13 protein-coding genes are annotated in these 19,536 nt (G+C 38.2%); 4 read left to right on the plus strand and 9 right to left on the minus strand.

The features are described 5' to 3' along the window. Positions 1-20: 20 nt before the first annotated feature. Both QLG01_RS13600 and QLG01_RS13605 read right to left on the minus strand, forming a co-directional pair. Positions 21-428 (minus strand): RidA family protein, encoded by a 408-nt coding sequence (locus QLG01_RS13600; RefSeq protein ID WP_282496707.1) that lies wholly within the window; start codon positions 426-428, stop codon positions 21-23. Between the two features lie 24 nt (positions 429-452). After that, positions 453-1,295: a phytanoyl-CoA dioxygenase family protein gene (locus tag QLG01_RS13605; protein ID WP_282496708.1), complete on the minus strand. Its 843-nt coding sequence runs from the start codon at positions 1,293-1,295 to the stop codon at positions 453-455. A 370-nt stretch (positions 1,296-1,665) separates the two neighbouring features. On the opposite strand from QLG01_RS13605, the gene QLG01_RS13610 reads away from it, so the two are divergent. Beyond that, the gene (locus QLG01_RS13610) at positions 1,666-3,468 is read left to right on the plus strand and encodes an acyl-CoA dehydrogenase C-terminal domain-containing protein (RefSeq protein WP_282496709.1); all 1,803 of its coding nucleotides are present in this window, start codon (positions 1,666-1,668) and stop codon (positions 3,466-3,468) included. Between the two features lie 135 nt (positions 3,469-3,603). Here QLG01_RS13610 and QLG01_RS13615 read toward each other — a convergent pair whose 3' ends face one another. From QLG01_RS13615 to QLG01_RS13630, 4 genes are all read right to left on the minus strand, one after another. Beyond that, positions 3,604-5,865: an excinuclease ABC subunit UvrA gene (locus QLG01_RS13615; protein WP_282496710.1), complete on the minus strand. Its 2,262-nt coding sequence runs from the start codon at positions 5,863-5,865 to the stop codon at positions 3,604-3,606. Positions 5,866-6,096: 231 nt separating this feature from the next. Then, positions 6,097-6,333, minus strand: a complete 237-nt coding sequence (locus QLG01_RS13620; protein WP_151716398.1) for a VF530 family protein — start codon at positions 6,331-6,333, stop codon at positions 6,097-6,099. A 777-nt stretch (positions 6,334-7,110) separates the two neighbouring features. Further along, the gene (locus QLG01_RS13625) at positions 7,111-8,211 is read right to left on the minus strand and encodes an ABC transporter substrate-binding protein (RefSeq protein WP_282496711.1); all 1,101 of its coding nucleotides are present in this window, start codon (positions 8,209-8,211) and stop codon (positions 7,111-7,113) included. Positions 8,212-8,283: 72 nt separating this feature from the next. After that, positions 8,284-9,237 (minus strand): TauD/TfdA family dioxygenase, encoded by a 954-nt coding sequence (locus QLG01_RS13630; RefSeq protein WP_199943088.1) that lies wholly within the window; start codon positions 9,235-9,237, stop codon positions 8,284-8,286. Between the two features lie 221 nt (positions 9,238-9,458). Here QLG01_RS13630 and QLG01_RS13635 point away from each other — a divergent pair, with 221 nt between their 5' ends. The 3 genes from QLG01_RS13635 to QLG01_RS13645 all read left to right on the plus strand — a co-directional run bounded on the left by QLG01_RS13635 (position 9,459) and on the right by QLG01_RS13645 (position 14,766). Further along, on the plus strand, positions 9,459-10,280 hold the full coding sequence (locus tag QLG01_RS13635) for a Crp/Fnr family transcriptional regulator (protein ID WP_004701544.1): 822 nt from the start codon (positions 9,459-9,461) through the stop codon (positions 10,278-10,280). A 117-nt stretch (positions 10,281-10,397) separates the two neighbouring features. Continuing rightward, the gene (locus tag QLG01_RS13640; RefSeq protein ID WP_282496712.1) at positions 10,398-12,062 is read left to right on the plus strand and encodes an arylsulfatase; all 1,665 of its coding nucleotides are present in this window, start codon (positions 10,398-10,400) and stop codon (positions 12,060-12,062) included. Positions 12,063-12,288: 226 nt separating this feature from the next. Then, on the plus strand, positions 12,289-14,766 hold the full coding sequence (locus tag QLG01_RS13645) for a TonB-dependent receptor (protein ID WP_282496713.1): 2,478 nt from the start codon (positions 12,289-12,291) through the stop codon (positions 14,764-14,766). Between the two features lie 67 nt (positions 14,767-14,833). Here the strand turns inward: QLG01_RS13645 and mgrA are convergent, their stop codons facing one another. From mgrA to QLG01_RS13660, 3 genes are all read right to left on the minus strand, one after another. Then, positions 14,834-15,832: an L-glyceraldehyde 3-phosphate reductase gene (gene mgrA, locus QLG01_RS13650; RefSeq protein WP_282496714.1), complete on the minus strand. Its 999-nt coding sequence runs from the start codon at positions 15,830-15,832 to the stop codon at positions 14,834-14,836. 11 nt (positions 15,833-15,843) lie between these two features. Continuing rightward, complete coding sequence (locus QLG01_RS13655; RefSeq protein ID WP_282496715.1) at positions 15,844-17,172, minus strand: LLM class flavin-dependent oxidoreductase; 1,329 nt, start codon at positions 17,170-17,172, stop codon at positions 15,844-15,846. Between the two features lie 62 nt (positions 17,173-17,234). Further along, on the minus strand, positions 17,235-19,430 hold the full coding sequence (locus tag QLG01_RS13660; protein ID WP_282496916.1) for a TonB-dependent receptor: 2,196 nt from the start codon (positions 19,428-19,430) through the stop codon (positions 17,235-17,237). Positions 19,431-19,536 lie beyond the last annotated feature (106 nt).

Raw genomic sequence — 19,536 nt, forward strand, 5'->3', positions numbered from 1 at the left:
ATTATCTTTGTAATTGAGTGCTATTTTGCCCCACATCCTGCGACGGCAATAACACGGATTTCGATTTTAAATTCAGGGCGGGCTAGCTGAGAGACTCCTACACCTGTCCACGCAGGATAGTTAGCAGGTAAATATTTATCTTTTACAGAAATAAACTCAGCTATTTCTCCTCGTTGGTCAGTGTGGAACGTCATAATTTCTACAATATCTGCCATTGTTGCACCTGCTGCTTCGAGTACCTCTTTAACATTTTCAAACGCTTGGTGAGCTTGTTCTTCCATGGTGGTACCAATCACACCTGTTTCAACATTTGCTCCCACGCAGCCAGATACCCAGATCATATCTCCAACACGTGTTGCTGACGAAAAATGCAACTCATCGTAGTAACGTTGTTTACGAACACCAGGATTGATTAATTGTTTTTCCATAACAAATTCCTCCTTTATTTCTGATTAAGCAATTTGCTGGAAGATTGGTGAACGGAATAAATCACCTTCATTGAGTTTGGCCATTTCTTCTTTAAATAGTGCACCATTACGTGCATAACGTTCACTTGATTCTGGTAAACACCGGAATCTTGCATCATCACCGAAGAAACGAAATACCAAAGTATGACGATTTGGGAAATCTTCATCTACTCCGGCTCCTCCATGAAGAGAGTGAGGATGTAGAAACAGAACATCACCTGGCTCAACGGCCCAAGATAATACATCCCATGAGTTAGGATCTTTTTCTAGATCTTTATCGATGTGGGGTAATCGAGGTAGAGTTCCATCATCATAAACAGGATCTGTTGGGTCGTCTGCATTACTGAAACTTGCACCGTCGTATTGAATACCATTACATGAACCACGAATAATTTCTAAAGAATTTTTCTTTGGAACAGATTGGAATGTAATCCAAGCATTGCCCCAATGTTTTCCAGTAAATGGCATAACAGAGCTATCTTGATGCCACGGTCCGCGGCCACTCTTTCCACCTTCTTTAGCGAATACTTCCTCGGCGTAATACCATACATGCTCTGATCCCCATAGCTCTTGAAAGATCTTTCCGAAAGGTAGGGACATGACAAGTTTATCTAATTTTTCTTTAGCTTTTGGGTTGGCATTATCAATATGTGTTTGTAACTTAGTTCCATCTAAAGCACGAAAATTAAATGGACCTGGATTTGCTACATTCCATTTAAAAGCTTCATAACATGCTTCTAACTGTTCCTTAGTTAGACAGTTCTTAAAAAGAAATGCACCATCATTTCGAAATGCTTCAATTTGTTCTGGTGTTGGCTTAAGTTCCATAAAATTTTCCTTTAATATCCATGTTCACACGAACGATTTTAATTAACACTTATAAAAGAAATAATTCATTGAAAAATAGGTAATATCTTGAAGTTGCCCATTTGAGGATAATCAAGAATTTACTTTTTTTAATACTGAATTAACTCTCTTAATCTTTAGCTTCTTCTGAGCTTAACTAATTTTTTATAATGAATAAAATGAATTAAATAAATAATTAAACATGCACACAAGTTATTTTTAATGTTGTTTTTTTGCCTATATTTTTACCCCAAACCGCCTATTTCGAATCATGAAATACTTTTGAGATGATTACTCGTCAGAAGATACGAATAGGAAAATGGAATCAAGAATTTAAAAGGTAGGGAAAAATATGCCAAGTTATACATCGCCACTTCGTGACATCAATTTTGTTTTTAAGGATTTATTGGGTTTTGAAAAGCTCTATGCAAAATACCCTCAATCTAAAGATAAAATGACTTCTGAAATCGTAGAGCAATATTTAGAAGTTGCTTCAGATTTCTGTGAAAATGAATTACTTCCATTAAACGCTATTGGTGATCAACAAGGCTGTAAAGTTCAAAATGGGATTGTGACTACACCAGATGGGTTTAAAGAGGCTTATCAAAAATATGTAGAACTTGGCTTCCCATCTTTAACGGGTAATGAAGAATACGGAGGACAGGGGTTTCCATCTTTGTTATGGATCGCTATTTCTGAAATTTTAACTTCAACCAACTGGGCATGGGGAATGTATCCCGGCTTATCACATGGTGCGATGTCTACAATTGAAAGCCACGGTACAGATGAGCAAAAACAAAAATATCTGACAAATCTGATCTCTGGTATTTGGACTGGTACGATGTGTTTAACAGAGTCACATGCTGGTTCCGATTTAGGCTTAATACGAACAAAGGCAGTTTCTAATCAAGACGGTAGTTATAGCATTACTGGCGAGAAAATTTTTATTTCAGCCGGAGAACATGACTTATCCGAAAATATTATTCATATTGTGTTAGCTCGCTTACCCGATGCGCCGTTGGGTACTAAAGGCATATCCTTATTCATTGTGCCTAAATTTAATTTAGATACAGATGGAAATATTGCTGAACGAAATGGCGTGGTTTGTAGTGCTCTAGAGCATAAGATGGGTATTCATGGTAATGCGACATGCGTACTAAATTTCGATAATGCTAAAGGATTTTTAATTGGACCAGAAAACCGCGGTCTGAATTGTATGTTTACTTTCATGAATGCAGCACGTATTGGTACCGCCATACAAGGTCTGGCTGCTTCAGAAACTGCCTATCAAGGTGCACTCACATATGCCAAAGAGCGGTTAGCAATGCGCTCTATCTCTGGCATAAAGAATCCAGACTTGCCAGCCGACCCAATTATTGTGCATGCACCAGTGCGTAATATGTTACTCACGCAAAAAGTATTTGCAGAGGGTTCACGCGCATTAGCATATTACCTATCTACTTACGTAGACATTGCTGATCTTTCTACCGATGAGTTAGAACAAAAAAATGCTGAAGATAAATTAGCGTTACTTACCCCCATCGCAAAAGCATTTATGACTGAGCTAGGCGTAGAGTCCGCTAAACATGGCATGCAGGTTTTTGGAGGCCATGGCTATATTTCTGAACACGGAATGGAACAAATCGCACGGGATGTTCGTATTTCTACGCTCTATGAAGGAACGACTGAAATTCAAGCAGTTGATTTGCTAGTTCGTAAAATAATAGGTTCAAAGGGAAATCTACTTCTGCTGTTAACAGATGAAATCAAGAATTTCTTAAACATGAATCAAGGAAATAACATTACACAGCCTATGCTTTCAAAGTTAGAACAAGTCGTGAATCAATGGATTGATTTAACCGAAGATTTACAAAACAAAGTAACCAATAATCTGGATGAAGTAGGCGCAGCAGCTGTTGATTATCTCTACTTTTCTGGTTATGCGGTTTTTGCTTATCTATGGGCAAAAATGGCGGTAATTGCTCAAGAAAAAATTGAGCAAGGAACCAAAGATGAATTTTATTTTGCAAAAGTTTCTACGGCACAATTTTATTTTGAACGTATTTTACCTAGAACCTTAATGCATGCAGCTTTGATTCAAGCAAATTCTGACTCACTGTATAGTCTTAGTCCTGAATTATTTAAGTTTGATTAAGCCGAATGTTTAAATGGCTGTCGGTAAACGCTTTATCGATAGCCAAACTCAAAATAGATATTTTATTTTCTAGAGGTTTAGTCGCCAGGGCTCTCACATTTAAACTTGATTGTGCCAAGCTAGTCGATCAAATCTTTACAGCTCTAGATATTTTTTCAAATAGTGACCTGTGAATGATTTTTCTGCTGAGAGCAAACTAGTAACAGTTCCAGAAAACACCAATTCACCACCTTTGTCACCAGCTAATGGACCGATATCAATAATCCAATCTGCTTGGCTAATAATGTCTAGATTATGTTCAATAACGATGATCGTATTGCCTTTTTCAACCAAGCTATTTAATAAACTAATCAATTTTTCAGTATCAGAAGGGTGTAAGCCTGTACTCGGCTCATCTAATACAAAAATATTATCTGTTTCATTAAGCTCTTTTGAGAGTTTTAATCTTTGGCGCTCGCCACCAGAGAAAGTATTTAAGCGCTGGCCAATTGCAATATAGTCTAACCCTAAGCTTACCAATGAATTAAATTGCTGCTGTAAATTACGTTCTTCAAAAAAGTGACTGGCTTCAGTAACAGTCATTTTCAAGATTTCAGCAATGTTTTTATCTTTATATTGATACTTTAACACCTCTGGGGCGTATCCTGAGCCGTGACAAAGGTCGCATGTCATTTCAACATCATCTAAAAATGCGAGTTCAATTTTCTCGATACCTGATCCTTTACATTGAGGACAAGCACCTTCGCTGTTAAAACTAAAGAGCTTAGCACTCACTTTATTTGCTTTTGCAAATAGTTGGCGAATCGGATCAAGAAGGTCTAGATAGGTCAGTAAATTTGACCGAATGCTTGCAGTAATTGCAGATTGATCAATTACTTTTGTTTCAGGATATTGTTGTGGTAAGACTTTACTGATTAACGTACTTTTTCCAGAACCCGCAACACCTGTAATAACGCTTAGACAATTTTTGGGAATATCAACATCAATATTTTTTAGATTGAATAAATGAGCATTTTTAATCGAAATCCATTCACAACGAATGCGGGGCGTTTTTTTATAGGTATTTGGTCTTTTAAAAAACTGGCCTGTTAAACCTGATGAGTTCTTTAATTCTTCGAAAGTTCCTTGGTAAATGATTTGACCACCATTGACACCAGAAAGAGGACCCATATCAATGACATGGTCCGCTGTTCTAATAAGATCAGGGTCATGTTCAACCAGTAAAACACTATTTCCTTTATCTCTAATCTTTTGAATGATTTTAATAATATTATCTAAATCTTTTGGATGCAGCCCAATACTTGGCTCATCAAAAATGTAGAGCAGATCAACTAGACTATTACCCAAATGTTTAACCATTTTGATTCGTTGTGATTCACCGCCCGATAATGTATTGCTCACACGATTAAGGTTTAAATAACTGAGACCAACTAAGTTTAAGTTACTCAGTTTATTAATGAGTTCATGTAAAACGGTTTCAAATTTCTCACTTTTTATGGACTCTATAAACTCTAAAAGCATTGATACAGATAGAGCTGTACATTCCGCAATATTTTTACCGTTAATCTTACAAGATAAAGATTTTTGATTAAGCCGTTGGCCTTTACATAAAGAACATTCTTTGGTTGTAATAATCTGCTCAAGTTTATTCCCATAACGATTTCTTTCCCGCGTTTCTCCTTTTAGAAAGTTACGCTCAAATCTGGTCACCAATCCTTCGTAAAGTGCAGTTTTTCTCCATTTACTTGTTGGATTCAACGGCTTGTGCTGAGGGGCATACAACAACAAGTCCCATTCTTTTTCACTATAATCTTTTAATTTTTTATCTAAATCGAAATAACCTGAATCTGCATATCGAGTCCAACGCCATGCTGTAGGTTGATAGGTAGGAAAATTGATAGCGCCTTCTTCATTTAAGGATTTATCTAAATCTAATATTTTATAAATATCAATTGTTTGCTCTAAACCAATACCTTCGCATTGTGGACACATGCCATTGGGATGATTAAAAGAAAAAACATTCGAATATCCAACAAATGGTTCACCCATACGTGAAAATAGTAAGCGAAGATTGGCGTAAATATCTGTAATTGTTGCAACGGTTGAGCGGATGTTACCCGTTAAACGCTTTTGATTAATAATGACAGGTACATTTAGATTCTCAATTTTATCAACGTCAGCCACGCCAAAATGCTGTAAACGATTGCGGACAAAACTATCTTGAGTTTCATTAATTTGTCTTTGAGCTTCTGCGCCAATGGTTTCAAAAACTAAAGAAGATTTACCTGAGCCAGAGACACCAGTAAAGACAACAATTTCATGTTTTGGGATTTTTAATGAAATATTTTTAAGGTTATTTTGTCTGGCTCCATAAATATTTATTGTTCTTTTAGTCATATGTGATCACTTGAACTTAGGGATTTATAGTAAAAGTAAAATAAAATTTATGAAAAGCGTGTAGATGTTTCTTAAATGAATTGTTTAAATATTCAACTTATAGGGCTTAATTGTTAGGAAGCTATGAATACATATTTTCCTACTAAAAAGTCTTAAGAGTAGACTAACTTTGTCTAGAAGAGTGGTGGTAATCCACCACTAATTAAAATGCTGAGGCTAGAGTTTTGATCGCTACGATTTCTGTTTGGCTTTTTGGCGTAAGACATACAAATATAAGTTTTCTACTTTTTCACGTGCCCATGGTGTGGTACGTAAGAATCGTAATGATGATTTAACACTTGGATCTATGCAAAAACATCTAATTTCAATTTTACGACTTAAGCCTTCAAATCCATCGTAATAATCCAATAATTCATCCAAAATATCAGCAAGTTTTTTGCCGTGTAAAGGGTCATTGGAGGCGTTCATAATAGATCAACAATATTTTTGGAGTCCATTATTATAACCTGAGCTAGTTAGAAAATGAGAGGAATTGCGGAAACACATCCCGAAGTATATTAGGCTGTAATTGATTATCGAAACTGGCTGATGTGATGGAAATCTAAAGAATAGCTGTACGCACGTACTATATCAGTTTTTCTAAGCCTGTAAAGGGTATTTGTAAAATATATTTATAAATTTCAGTAAGATATAAAATATTCTGTGTGTTGAAATTTAGCCTAAGCAAATTAATAACTTTAATGCTCAAAAGGCGATTTAGGGAAAGAAATCTGTATCGCAGTAGCCAGTAGCCAAAAATGAAGCCAGTAAAGGTGGTAAGTAGCTTACGCGTTCTAGCTAGGGCAAATTAAAAATGTAATGACATCTTGTAGAAGGCTGCCTAGAGTGTTTTTCTGGCTAAGATTAGAAATAGGGTTAGTCAATTTAAGTTGTTAAGAGTGCCACGGCCTAGTAAGTTGCTTGAGCAGCAGATACCAAGCTAAGAATTTACTGGATTAAAGAATCAACGGCGTAGCAGCAACGTAGAGTAGCCAGAGCCTTATATATGGTAGGTTTTCAAATCTTCTATTTAACATAATATACATTATGCGAACAGTTATGTAATTCACTATTAAGTCCTTGATTCTGTTGCTGTACGTTTAGCTATACTTAAAGAAACATTAATTATTTTAGAGGCACATTATGAAGTTTATAAAAAAGACCTTTGTTAAGGTCTTTTGGCACAGCTAAATTAATTTAATCATTTTATTTTGATGAGTTCCAATAGTTGACGTAATTCAACTGTTGAATCCCTCGTTCTACAAACTCAGCATTTTGCCATTGTTTTACATCAACATCGCGTTTTATCAGTTTGGTCTTTAATGCAGTCTGTACACCTTCTTGTAGATGCCCTAGATAATATTCATCCAAAAGTGGTGAAAAAACTGTTTTTAAGGCTTTATCTTGTAGACTCAATGCATAGAGTTCTGTTGGTAATCCTGCATTTTTGGTGACAAGTTGAATGGCATTATCGCGGTTTTCAGGCTGTGAAACCCAATGTGCTGATTGTAAAACCGTATTGACCAATGTTTGGACAATTTCAGGATGTTGTTTAATAAACTCACTACGACCCACCAAACCTGATTGAATTGTTCCAGCACCATCTTGTCTCTGCCCAGTACCCAGTGGAACCTCTACAATTTTCTGTTGTTTGAGCGCCAGAATTGGCATTAAACCCCAGCTAGCATCAATTTGCTTAGCTGCAAGTGCTGCATTGGCCGCAGCAGGATCCAAATTAATAATGCGGAAATCTTTTTCAGTAAAGCCATATCGCTCGATATATTGATCAAACGACAATTGCATAGCAGTTCCTTGAAAAATTGCTATTCGTTTACCTTTTAACTGTTCGAGACTGGTATATCCTTTATTTGGCAAAACACCCAAATAAGCATCTATGTGCCGACCAGTTGCTACCAGTAATGTGGTATCGATTTGATTCGATTTACCAATAATGGCTGCTAAGTCACCTAAAAAAGCAAAATCTAATTGTTTATTAGCCAAAGCTTCATTAATTACAGGCCCTGCACCTTTAAAAAATTGCCATTCAATCTGAATATTTTTCTTTGCGAATTCTTTTTCAAGTAACTGATTTAAATATATATAATCAACTAAGGGTGTGCCGCTGCTGTGTCTTTCACTACTGCTTAGATCAGGTACTGCAATTCTAATTTTTACAATGTTTTCAGTCTGATTTGTTGTTTTTGATGGTGCTGATGAAGATGGTTTGAAAATAAACAGTAGCAAAGCGACAAAAATAAGTGCAGGAATAATCCAGATAAATCGATTACGTTTTGATAGTGTGGCCATATCGTTTTTCTCAACAACATATACAACGTCACTGCTTAACAACAGTGACGTTTTGCATGTTTAAAATGGTGTTTAGTTGGCATTTAAAACAGCGTGGAGTTTGGCTTTTTCGAGTTGTTCTGCTGATAAATCTTTGGGTAATGTAGTTTTACCTTTTAAGCCATGTACACCAGTCGTTACTTCACCTGCAAGTGTGATTCGGCGTACAACGCGATGTTGATCGCCATAATCGTTAACCGCGTAGTGCTGTGTAGAGCGATTATCCCAAATCACCACATCTCCCTCCTGCCATTGCCAACGCACTGTATTTTCTGGACGCGTTACTTTTTCTTGTAAAATATTAAATAAAAGCTGCGAATCACTTTGACTAAATCCTACAATTCGTTTGAAAAAATGCCCCAGTAATAGGCTTTTCTTACCCGTTTCTGGATGTAATACGACTACAGGATGCTCTGTCTCATACTTGGTAGATACAAAAATTTTCTTCAGTCTTTCGAGTTGTTCTGGCTCGACATTTTGTTTTGGTCCACCATAGTCATATTCATTAGAATGTACAGCTACCAACTGTTCAGCAAATTGCTGTAAAAGCTCAGGAAGATCCTCATAAGCAGTTTCAGTATTTGCCCAAGTTGTATCACCACCTGTTTCAGGGATGATTAGGCTTCTCAAGATACTAATTTTAGGATAGGCATCCACAAAAGTTACATCAGTATGCCAAGAATTGGCTCGTGCACCTTTTTGTGAGTCAAGTTCAAAAATAAAATCTGTGCCATCCACCGCTGGTACTGTTGGGTGTTTAACGGGTGAACCAAATAATTCTGCAAATTTTTCTTGTTCCGTGTCCCCCAAATGTTGCTGGCCACGAAAGAAGAGTACTTTATGCTCTAGTAGCGCATCGTGTATAAACTGAACTGTGGATGAATCAAGCTCAGAGCTTAAATGAATGCCTGATATTTCAGCCCCAATTCGACCAGTTAATTTTCTAACTTGTAGTTGTTGTGCTGGTTTCTGAATAAATGTAGTCATGTTAATTTCCTGTCATAATATATGACTGAATTTTTATCAGAAACTGCGGCTTATTCTGTTATTTCAGAGACAATCCATCACGTAAAAAATTATTTTGATATTTAAATAATTAATAACACCCACATATGAAAATTAAATATGAAATTATATTTTTTTGAAATTTGAATAAATTTTAACTCTGATAAGCTGTTTAAAATCTTAGTTTATATCTCTGATTTATCATGAAAGCATCCTCAATTATCGAGTTTAGGAATCCTATCTCAAAATATCAGAATGATTTTGACGGCGGACAATCTTCTGATCATCAAATTATAACGAATGAATTTATTCATAAAAGTATTCGTATTTTAGAAAATTATCAGGTTATTCAATCTTTATCTAATACAGAGAAATCTACGCTTATTCAGCATTTAAAAATAAGAAAGTATTATCATAATCAAACGATATACAATCAAAATGATCCGTGTACTGATATCAATATTTTGCTTGAGGGCGCACTTAAACTTGGCTGGAGCACATCGCAAGGTAAATATCACACTGATATTTTTGTGCCCTCAGGTACATTAATCAATATTGTTCCGATTGTAACGGGTCAACCCCTACTTCACGACCACATTGCACAAGGTAGAACGGTCATTGCCAACCTTCCTGGCCAATTGTTTATGGATGTCATCAGAAATAACGCAGATGCTTTGTTTATGGTGTTGAAATTAATCTGTGTAAGAACACAACTAAATCGTGAACAAAACTTCATTTATTCAACTGAAACATTGCAAACGCGTCTTGCTAAAAAACTAGTTTTTCTAGTGGATTATCATTCCTATCAGGACAAAGATAAAATTTTACTAAATCTCAAATTGAGTCAGGAAAATCTAGCAGAACTTTTGCAGACTTCAAGACAAAGCATTAATAAAGAACTAGCAGCGCTTTCGAACCAAAATATCATTGAGGTTAAATATAACCAAATCTTTATTTTGGACTTTGAAAAGCTAAGCGATATTGCACAGACTCATCAGTTCAACAGTACCACTAAGTTCCTTTGATATATCTGCTTTTGTCATAATGATATGATTTTATTAGGAGATAACTGTCACAATAGAAACAGAATAAAAATTTGTCATATTTACACTAAGCATTTTAGTCGCTTTGTTGGATAAAACATGACAGATGTAAATATCAAAAAACAACCTAATATTTTATTGATTGTTGCAGATGATTTAGGCTTTTCAGATTTAGGTGCTTTTGGCGGAGAAATCAATACACCTCATTTGAATGAATTAGCATTAAACGGCTTAAGGCTGACTAATTTTCATACGGCGTCAACCTGCTCCCCCACTCGTGCGATGTTACTTTCAGGCACTGACCATCATTTAGCTGGTTTAGGAACCATGGCAGAGGCCCTTACCCCAGAACTAGAAGGTAAAGAAGGCTACGAAGGTGTATTAAATAACAAAGTTGCCGCATTACCAGAATTATTAAAAGATGCGGGATACTACACTCTTATGTCTGGGAAATGGCATTTGGGACTAAAACCAGAATATTTTCCAATTCAAAAAGGGTTTGAACGTTCTTTTGCACTATTACCAGGTGCAGCCAATCATTATCTATTTGAAGCGGATATTCCAGAAGAGCAAATTCCACGCTTACTTAAGTCCACAAAAGGACTCTATGCAGAGGATGAGGAGTTTTCGGAAGAACTGCCTCAAGGGTTTTATTCATCCGATTATTTTACCACTCGCCTTCTAGACTTTTTACAAGATGATGAAGCACGCCAAGGACGTCCTTTTTTTGCATATTTACCTTTTTCTGCACCGCACTGGCCCTTACAGGCACCTCAGGAAGATATTGATCGATATAAAGGACATTATGCGGATGGCCCTGTTAAACTGCGTGAACAACGCCTTGAGAAACTCAAACAACTTCAATTGGTAGATGCGGAAACAACGATTCACCCTGTCCTCGCTAGAACTCCATTCTGGGAAAATCTTACTCAAGAGCAACGTGATAAGTCTTCAAGAATTATGGAAGTGTATGCGGCCATGGTAGATCGTATGGACCAAAACGTTGGACGTGTTGTGGAATACCTCAAAGATCGAGGGGAATTGGACAATACGATTGTTATTTTTCTATCAGACAATGGTGCAGAAGGCGCTCAACTTGAAGCTTTACCCGTCTTTGGCGGCCAACTTAATGAAATTATCGAGCAATATTACGACAACAGTATTGATAATATTGGACGAGCAAACTCATATGTTTGGTACGGAGAACATTGGGCACAAGCAGCCACTGCTCCTGCTCGCTTATATAAAGCGCATACTAGCGAAGGTGGAATTAGAACAGTTTCGTTCATTCACTACGCAGGGTTTAAACGTCAAAATCAGATCAGTCACGAGTTTTTAACGGTCATGGATTTACTACCAACCCTATTAGATTATTTAAATATTCAGCACCCTGGTCAGGTGTATAAAGGTCGTCAATTGGTACCCCTACGAGGTCGTTCTATCTTGCCTTATTTACAAGTACAACAAGACCATATTCACAGTGAAGATCATGTCACAGGCTGGGAGTTATTTGGTCAAAAGGCTCTGCGCAAAGGAGAATGGAAAGCGCTCTTCATCCCTGCGCCAAATGGTCCAAATCGCTGGCAGCTATACAACCTTAAAGATGATAAAGGCGAAACTCAGGATTTGGCAAAACAATATCCAGAAAAGCTCGATGAATTACTCAAAGAATGGGCAACTTATGTCAAAGAAAATGGTGTCATCGAAAATGTGCAACAACGAAGATTATTACAGAATGATCAGCTAGAACCATTTGAAGCATAAAAATAACGAAGAGATTAGTCTTTAGATTGAACTAAGCCAGTACCTAATGCTGGCTTTTACATTTGCCGCCTGAACAGTATTTAAAAAGGCATATGTTTAAAAAATTACTATTAAATATAAAGATAAGATCATCAAAATATAAACTTAAGTTTGTACTGATAATGACAGTGTTCAATTACATAAAAATTAAAATCATCACAAAGAAAACACAAAATGGAGTCCATTAATGTCAGTTCAAAAGCACACCTTTCATTTCAAGAGAAAAAGATTAGTTTTAAATAAAATCACGCAAAGTCTGTTTATTTCACTTATAGGGTGTGCAGGATATTCATCTATCGTCTATGCCGAGGACACTTCCGCTACTTCAGGTACAGCGGTAACAGAAGCCAGTACGTCAAATTCACAGTCAAACAATAAAGCAGATGATGTTATTCAGCTTGCAGATGTCATCGTGACGACACGAAGACGTGAAGAAAAAGCGCAAAACGTTCCAACACCGATTAGTATTTTAAGTGCCAAAACACTGGAAACACAGAAACTCAGTAAACTTGAAGATCTACAACAAGCCCTACCTAGCCTTAATGTTGCTTTCTTGAACCCTCGTCAATCTAGTGTAGCGGTTCGAGGTTTGGGTAATAACCCAGCCAGTGATGGTTTGGAAGCTAGTGTTGGGGTCTATCTAGACAATGTTTACTTAGGTCGTCCCGGCATGGCTGTATTTGATTTATTAGATATTGCTCAACTCGAATTATTACGCGGGCCACAAGGGACATTATTTGGTAAAAATACCACGGCGGGCTTATTAAACATTAGCTCAAAACAACCTACCTTCGACCCAGACCATTCTGCTGAAATTTCTTTTGGCTCACGCAATTATTTGCAGGCTAAAGGAACGTTTTCAGATGCACTATCCGAAAATGTGGCAGGCCGACTCTCTTTTTATAAAACCACTCAGGATGGTTTTATTGATAATACCTATAATGGTAAAGATTATAACAATACAGATCGCGAAGGTGTACGCGGTCAAATTCTCTGGAAACCGCAAGAGAATTTTAATTTACGTCTAATTGCAGATTACAATAAACAAGATGATGATCAAGGCGCGATGGTGGTGTACTACGCTGGGCCAACGTTTAACAGTACCGTATATGGCAATAACTACAATCGTTACTTAGAAAATGCCACACAGTCAGGTGCTAAAAATCTTTATACCAACTGGAAAGATAAACAGATTCATTCAGATGCCCCACAACACATGTCTGTTGAGCAAGGTGGTGGATCGGCAGAAGCCAATTGGTCGCTAGATAGCGGTAAAAAAATTACGTCGATTAGTGCATACCGCTTTTGGAACTTCACTCCAACCAACAGTGATTTTATTAGTTCAAATGCATTGACGAATGCCGGTGTTTCGGTTCGAGATAAACAGTATTCTCAAGAGCTACGTCTAACCTCTGCTGGAAATCAAAAAGTGGATTGGGTAACTGGTCTATATTACTTTCAGCAACATTTAGACAATACGACGTTCTCTTTATATGGAGATACGGCGGACGCCTTCTATCTTTATAACGTACCGAGCGTGAGAACCTTAATTGCCAATGGTCAATCGAATATTTTGAATAATCGAGACTCATATTCATATGGAACAACTGAGACAAAAAGCTCAGCAGTATTTGGTCAAAGTACATGGCATGCGACACCGAAGCTAGACATTACCACAGGTGCACGAGTCACCTATGAAGATAAATCTGCCAGTATCTATAGAACCGACCCTATTGGGGGTACACCAGTTTCGGGTTTAAGTGCGGCAGAGCGTAATTTACTAAATGCCCAGCTCGGAGCATACGACTCGGGTGAACTGAAGCAACATGGTTTAAGCTACTCTGGCTTACTGACTGGCAGCTATCGGGTAAATCCGAGCACACTGGCCTATGCAACGTATTCACACGGCGAGAAGTCTGGTGGCTTTAACCTGAGCATTGGTTCTGCACCAGCAGCAGGTGCTAACTCGTTAAAGGTTGATCCTGAAAAAGCAGATAACTATGAAATTGGATTAAAACAAAATTTTCTTAATAATACCTTACAGCTCAATAGCAATATATTCTGGATTGATGTTTCTGACTATCAAACCACAAGCTATGAACAAGTCGGTAACTCTGTGGTGAGTGTATTGGCAAATGCAGGTAAAGTACGCAGCCGAGGGATTGAACTCGATGCAACCTATCAGCCTATTCGTCGTCTTACACTTAATTTTAATGGTTCGCTTAACGATACCACCTATACAGAATACAAAAACGCGCCTGCTCCATCCAATATCAGCATTCCAACAGGTGTAAATACACAAGATCTGTCTGGAGAGCGTGTATATGGCGTACCAAAGTGGATTGCAAATTTCAATTTCCGTTATGACTTAGCTGAGCACAATAACTGGCAGCCCTATGTTTCAGGAAGTTATGCTTGGCGAGATTGGTCATATGGCTCTTTAGATAATAATCCGTATAGTGTTATCAAAGCCTATGGATTAACAAATGCGAGTCTAGGTGCACGACATCGTATTGGTGAAAATGAACTGGATGTTGCGCTATGGGTAAAAAACCTCACCAATGAAACCTATGTGACTAATACATGGAACTCTTCTAATGGTATTGTTCTCGCTAGTTTAGGTCAGCCTCGTACCATTGGTGCAACCGTGAAACTTAGCTTTTAATAATTAAATGCACAATCATTGCAGCATTGGCTCCTTCAAAACCATGCTGCAAATTTTGTATAGAGTTTTATGGCGTATTTAGAATAGCGTCAATCTGCTTCAGCTCATTTGCACTAAACACCGTATTTTGCAATGCTTTTAAGTTTTCGATAATCTGCTCTGGTCGGCTAGCACCAATGATTGTCGATGTAATCCGTTCATCACGTAAAACCCATGATAATGACAATTGAGCCAGTGTTTGGTCTCTACGCTTTGCTATTTCATTTAACTGCTGTATTTGCTGTAGCTTCAATGCAACGAGATGCTCTGACTGTAAATAACGACTACCTCGCCCAATACGTGAGTCTTCAGGTACACCATTCAGATATCGTCCAGCCAATAGGCCTTGAGCCAGTGGTGAGAACGTAATTACACCAAAACCCTCTTGTTTAGCAGTCTCTGTTAAACCCTGCTCAATCTGACGTTCAAAAAAATTGTAAATCGGTTGATGCAAAGTAAGTGGAACGTGATAAGCCTTTAGTAATTCTATCAACTGTAAAGTTAATTCTGGCGTATACCCAGAAGAAATCCCCACATAGAGTGCTTTACCTTGCTGCACAATATCGGCAAGTGTCTTGGCTGTTTCTTCAAGCGGTGTTTCTGGGTCATAACGATGTGAGTAAAAAATATCGACATAATCAAGCCCTAGTCGCTGTAAGCTTTGATCAAGACTAGCCATTAGGTATTTTCGGCTGCTACCACCTTGTCCATAAGGTCCAGGCCACATGTCCCAGCCTGCCTTTGTCGAAATAATAAGTTCATCTCGATATGGCTTGAAGTCAGTTTTTAAAAAGTGCCCAATATTTTTCTCTGCACTTCCAAAGGGTGTTCCATAATTATTGGCCAGATCGAAATGATTAATTCCATGATCAAATGCCGTGTAAAGTACCGATTTTTGTTGCTGAATTGGAGTGTCATCTCCAAAGTTATGCCAGCAACCAAGTGACAATGGTGGTAATACCAAACCACTATTTTTAATTTTTCGATATTGGAATGATTCATATCTTTCTGAATTTGCGAGATACATACTTTGTCCTTTTATTCGGTAGCAGCCAAGAGGCCAAGGTTTTGTCTTAATGTTTGACCTTCGTATTCTTTGCGGAATAAATTGCGCTGTTGAAGAATGGGAATAACCAGATCGACAAAGTCTCTAATTCCATTTGATATGACGGCAGGCATAATGTTAAATCCATCTGCTGCACCACTAACGAACCACTCTTCAAGCTGGTCTGCGATATATTCTGGCGTTCCAACCAAGCAAAAATGCCCCCGTCCCGATGCAATACGTTGATAGAGCTGTTTAATGGTTAGACCCTGCTCTTGCCCGAGTGCCTGAATTAATTGCTGGCGACTTTGCTGCCCTGTTTGGGTTTCAGATAAATCTAACGAAGCTAAAGGCTGATTTACATCAACACCGCTTAAGTCAAAATTGCCCAACATTCTTCCTAAAAGCCCAAGGCCAATATCATCATCAACGAGTTCATCTAAAAGCTGTTGCTGTTTCTTCGCATCTTCATGCGTATGAGCAACAAGCACATAGACGCCAGGCATGACCACCAACTCATGTTCTTGGCGATCAAATCCTTCAAGACGTTGCTTTACATCGATATAAAATTGCTGTGCAGTGGCTAAGTTAGATTGCGCGGTAAAAATGACATCTGCGGTACGGGCTGCCAGATTTTTGCCTCGTTCTGAACTGCCTGCCTGAACCACCACTGGGTGAGTCTGTGGGCTTGGGCTAATATTGAGTGGACCTTTTACCTGAAAAATATCACCATAATGATTGAGCGTGTGTACCTTCTCTGGATTAAAGAAAATACCTCTGGCTTTATCATGAATAGCCGCATCTTCATCCCAGCTATTCCAAAGTCCTTTCACCACATCGTGAAATTCTTCAGCACGTGCATAGCGGTCTTGATGTTTGACATGTTCTTTTGTACTGAAATTTTTCGCTTCAAGTGCAAAATCAGTAGTGACGAGGTTCCAGCCTGCACGTCCAGCAGAAATTTGGTCTAAAGAGGCAAATTTTCTTGCGAGATGATATGGCTCATTATAGGTTGTTGTGGCTGTTCCAATGAGTCCAATATGACGGGTTTGTGTCGCGATTGCTGAAAGTAATGTGAGAGGTTCAATCTCGCTACCGCGAATTTTGCCTGATGTCGCAGTTGCTGGATCAACAGCTAAACTATCGGCAAAAAAAATGGCATCAAATTTCCCCTCTTCAGCTATTTTTGCTGCACTTAGGTAGCGCTCATAGGGACTCAAGTTTAATTGGCTCGCTGGATGTCTCCAACTGGCCAAATGATGGCCATAACCGTCTAAAAATAAATTAAGGTGAAGCTTTCTTGTAGACGAAGGATTACTCATTTTAATCAGTCCAATGGATGGGTGTACACCTCGAAAAAAACGAGGCGTACTAGACATACTTTTTAGAAATTTTTACGGAATGAAATGCCAAAATAGCGTTCATCATCTCTAGGGACTTGACGAGTAATACGGCTACCATTTGTGCTCAGTAAGGTCGCATATGATTTATCCGTTATATTTCGTACATTCAATGCCAATCGCCAGTCAGAAGCAGTATCAGCTAAAGCAATGTTCGCATTCAAAAGTCCATATGCACCCTGAATAGTGTTTTGGTTTTGGTCGAGACTGAACTGCACTTTGCTTTGCCATGCATATTGGGTTGAAAGTTCAATTTGCTTGTTATTTGCCAGAGTAAAATAGCGATCGATCTGGGTATTAAATTTCCAATCTGGAGAAAATGGCAGCGGCTTACCATTTACATTTGGGCATGACGTATCGGCAGCTGGACATTTGAAGTCATCAATTCGTGCATGTGTATAGGCACCTGAAAAGTTTAGTGCCCAATTTGGATTAATCTTATATACCGAATCAATTTCAGCCCCATAGGTAGAGACACTTCCTGCATTAACCAAGCGGGTTATTGGAAAACCATTTGGATCGAGGGTTCTAAAATTTGCCTGATAGTTATCATAATCAGTGTTAAATAACGCCACATTGACGCGCAGACGATTATTTAGCCATTGAGATTTGAGCCCAAGTTCGTAAGAGTTAGCCGTTTCAGGATCAATGACAGGTGTATCATTTTGCTGCATATTAAAATAAACGTTATATGCAGGACCTTTATAACCTCTCGAATAGGTAAAATAGCCCAATATATTCGGTGTAAAGTCATATTGAGGTCCAATGCGGCCTGAAACTCCGGTTTCACTGGTCGATCCATCACTGCTAAATGAAGAACGAATGGCATTTCGGACACCTACACTGCTTGGAACAGTTGAAACTCGGCTGTGATCATAAAACAACTCATCTCGAGTAACACGTAAGCCTGCAATCCATCTCAACCGATTTGTGAAATGAAAGGTACCTTCACCAAATGCAGCATAGTTGGTGCTGTCTGTGTTATAGATTGCCTTACCAAAATCTACGACATAGGCATTAGAGGCATTGTTGTACCAAGTTGACTCGCGTTGATAAGTCTCATCATTTTTGTTCTTTGAAAAATATAGACCCGCGACATAATCAAAAAAACCATGATCGAGCGGTTTAATTCTAATCTCTTGAGAAAATTGCTTACTGTTAACATGGCCTAAATCGGCAATTCCAGCAAAATTTGGTGTCGGAGCAGCAAGCTGATCACTGTCACCAATTTGTGTGTTTTTCCATTGGCGAAAGGCCGTTATGGATGATAATTGATGATTGGTTAATGTCCAGTCTGCGGTAAGCGCTACACCCTGATTGGTATCATCAGTCGACGCTTGAGTATTTTCAACTGTACTTCGATTGGTTGGAGATGCCACAACAGGCGATAATGCTGCTGCATAGTTGGCATCGGTATTTTTAACCACAATACCTGTTGGAGCACTTCCTTTTTTATGCAGATAATCGGCAGTAAAGCCCAACACTAAACTATCGGTAGGCGTATATTCAAATTTAGTTCTAAACCCATAGTTTTTATAGCCATTAACATCTTGATTGGTTGTAAGATTATCTACATTGCCATCAAAATTACCTAATAGCGCCGAGACATTGGCAGTTAATTTTTCAGGAATTAATGTACCAGATGCTCCTAGTTTAATTCGTTGTTCACTATCACTAGTGACATAGGCATCAATATAACCAGAGGTTTCACTGGTTGGATTTTTGGTCACAATATTGACTACACCTGCCGATGCATTTTTACCAAAAAGTGTTCCTTGCGGACCTCGAAGAACTTCAATACGATCCACATCTAACAAATCAAGTGTTGCTTGCCCCGGTCGGCTGTACACAACGCCATCTATCACTGTTGAGACTGAAGGCTCCACACCAGGTGAAGTGGTAACAGTTCCAATACCGCGAACAAATAAAGAAGTATCCTTATTGGAAGCTCCAGCCCGAAAGTTAACACTCGGTACTTGTGTTACCAATGTTTCAAGTGAGTTTCGCTGTTGCTTATCGAGTTCCTTTCCACTAATGACTGAAACAGCAACTGGTACTTTTTGAAGTGATTCTTCACGGCGTGTTGCTGTCACAACTACGGTCTCTAACTGAGCCACATCCTCTGAAGAACGTGCGGTATTTGAGACTGTTTCTGCATGAGCTTGTCCCCAAACTGACAAGATACTCAGAGAAAGCAGACTTAAATTTAAAATTTTTTGTTTAGTAGCTGACGTGAACGGATCACGCGCTACATTTTTCGAATGTATCGACATTATTTACCCCATA

It is taken from the genome of Acinetobacter sp. V89_4 (assembly GCF_029967875.1).
In the GTDB taxonomy this organism is placed as follows: domain Bacteria; phylum Pseudomonadota; class Gammaproteobacteria; order Pseudomonadales; family Moraxellaceae; genus Acinetobacter; species Acinetobacter oleivorans.

Bases quoted from the DNA above. Each gene is read 5' to 3' on its own strand.
- QLG01_RS13600 (WP_282496707.1), bottom strand. From the start codon at position 428: ATGGAAAAACAATTAATCAATCCTGGTGTTCGTAAACAACGTTACTAC.
- QLG01_RS13605 (WP_282496708.1), bottom strand. From the start codon at position 1,295: ATGGAACTTAAGCCAACACCAGAACAAATTGAAGCATTTCGAAATGAT.
- QLG01_RS13610 (WP_282496709.1), top strand. From the start codon at position 1,666: ATGCCAAGTTATACATCGCCACTTCGTGACATCAATTTTGTTTTTAAG.
- QLG01_RS13615 (WP_282496710.1), bottom strand. From the start codon at position 5,865: ATGACTAAAAGAACAATAAATATTTATGGAGCCAGACAAAATAACCTT.
- QLG01_RS13620 (WP_151716398.1), bottom strand. From the start codon at position 6,333: ATGAACGCCTCCAATGACCCTTTACACGGCAAAAAACTTGCTGATATT.
- QLG01_RS13625 (WP_282496711.1), bottom strand. From the start codon at position 8,211: ATGGCCACACTATCAAAACGTAATCGATTTATCTGGATTATTCCTGCA.
- QLG01_RS13630 (WP_199943088.1), bottom strand. From the start codon at position 9,237: ATGACTACATTTATTCAGAAACCAGCACAACAACTACAAGTTAGAAAA.
- QLG01_RS13635 (WP_004701544.1), top strand. From the start codon at position 9,459: ATGAAAGCATCCTCAATTATCGAGTTTAGGAATCCTATCTCAAAATAT.
- QLG01_RS13640 (WP_282496712.1), top strand. From the start codon at position 10,398: ATGACAGATGTAAATATCAAAAAACAACCTAATATTTTATTGATTGTT.
- QLG01_RS13645 (WP_282496713.1), top strand. From the start codon at position 12,289: ATGTCAGTTCAAAAGCACACCTTTCATTTCAAGAGAAAAAGATTAGTT.
- mgrA (WP_282496714.1), bottom strand. From the start codon at position 15,832: ATGTATCTCGCAAATTCAGAAAGATATGAATCATTCCAATATCGAAAA.
- QLG01_RS13655 (WP_282496715.1), bottom strand. From the start codon at position 17,172: ATGAGTAATCCTTCGTCTACAAGAAAGCTTCACCTTAATTTATTTTTA.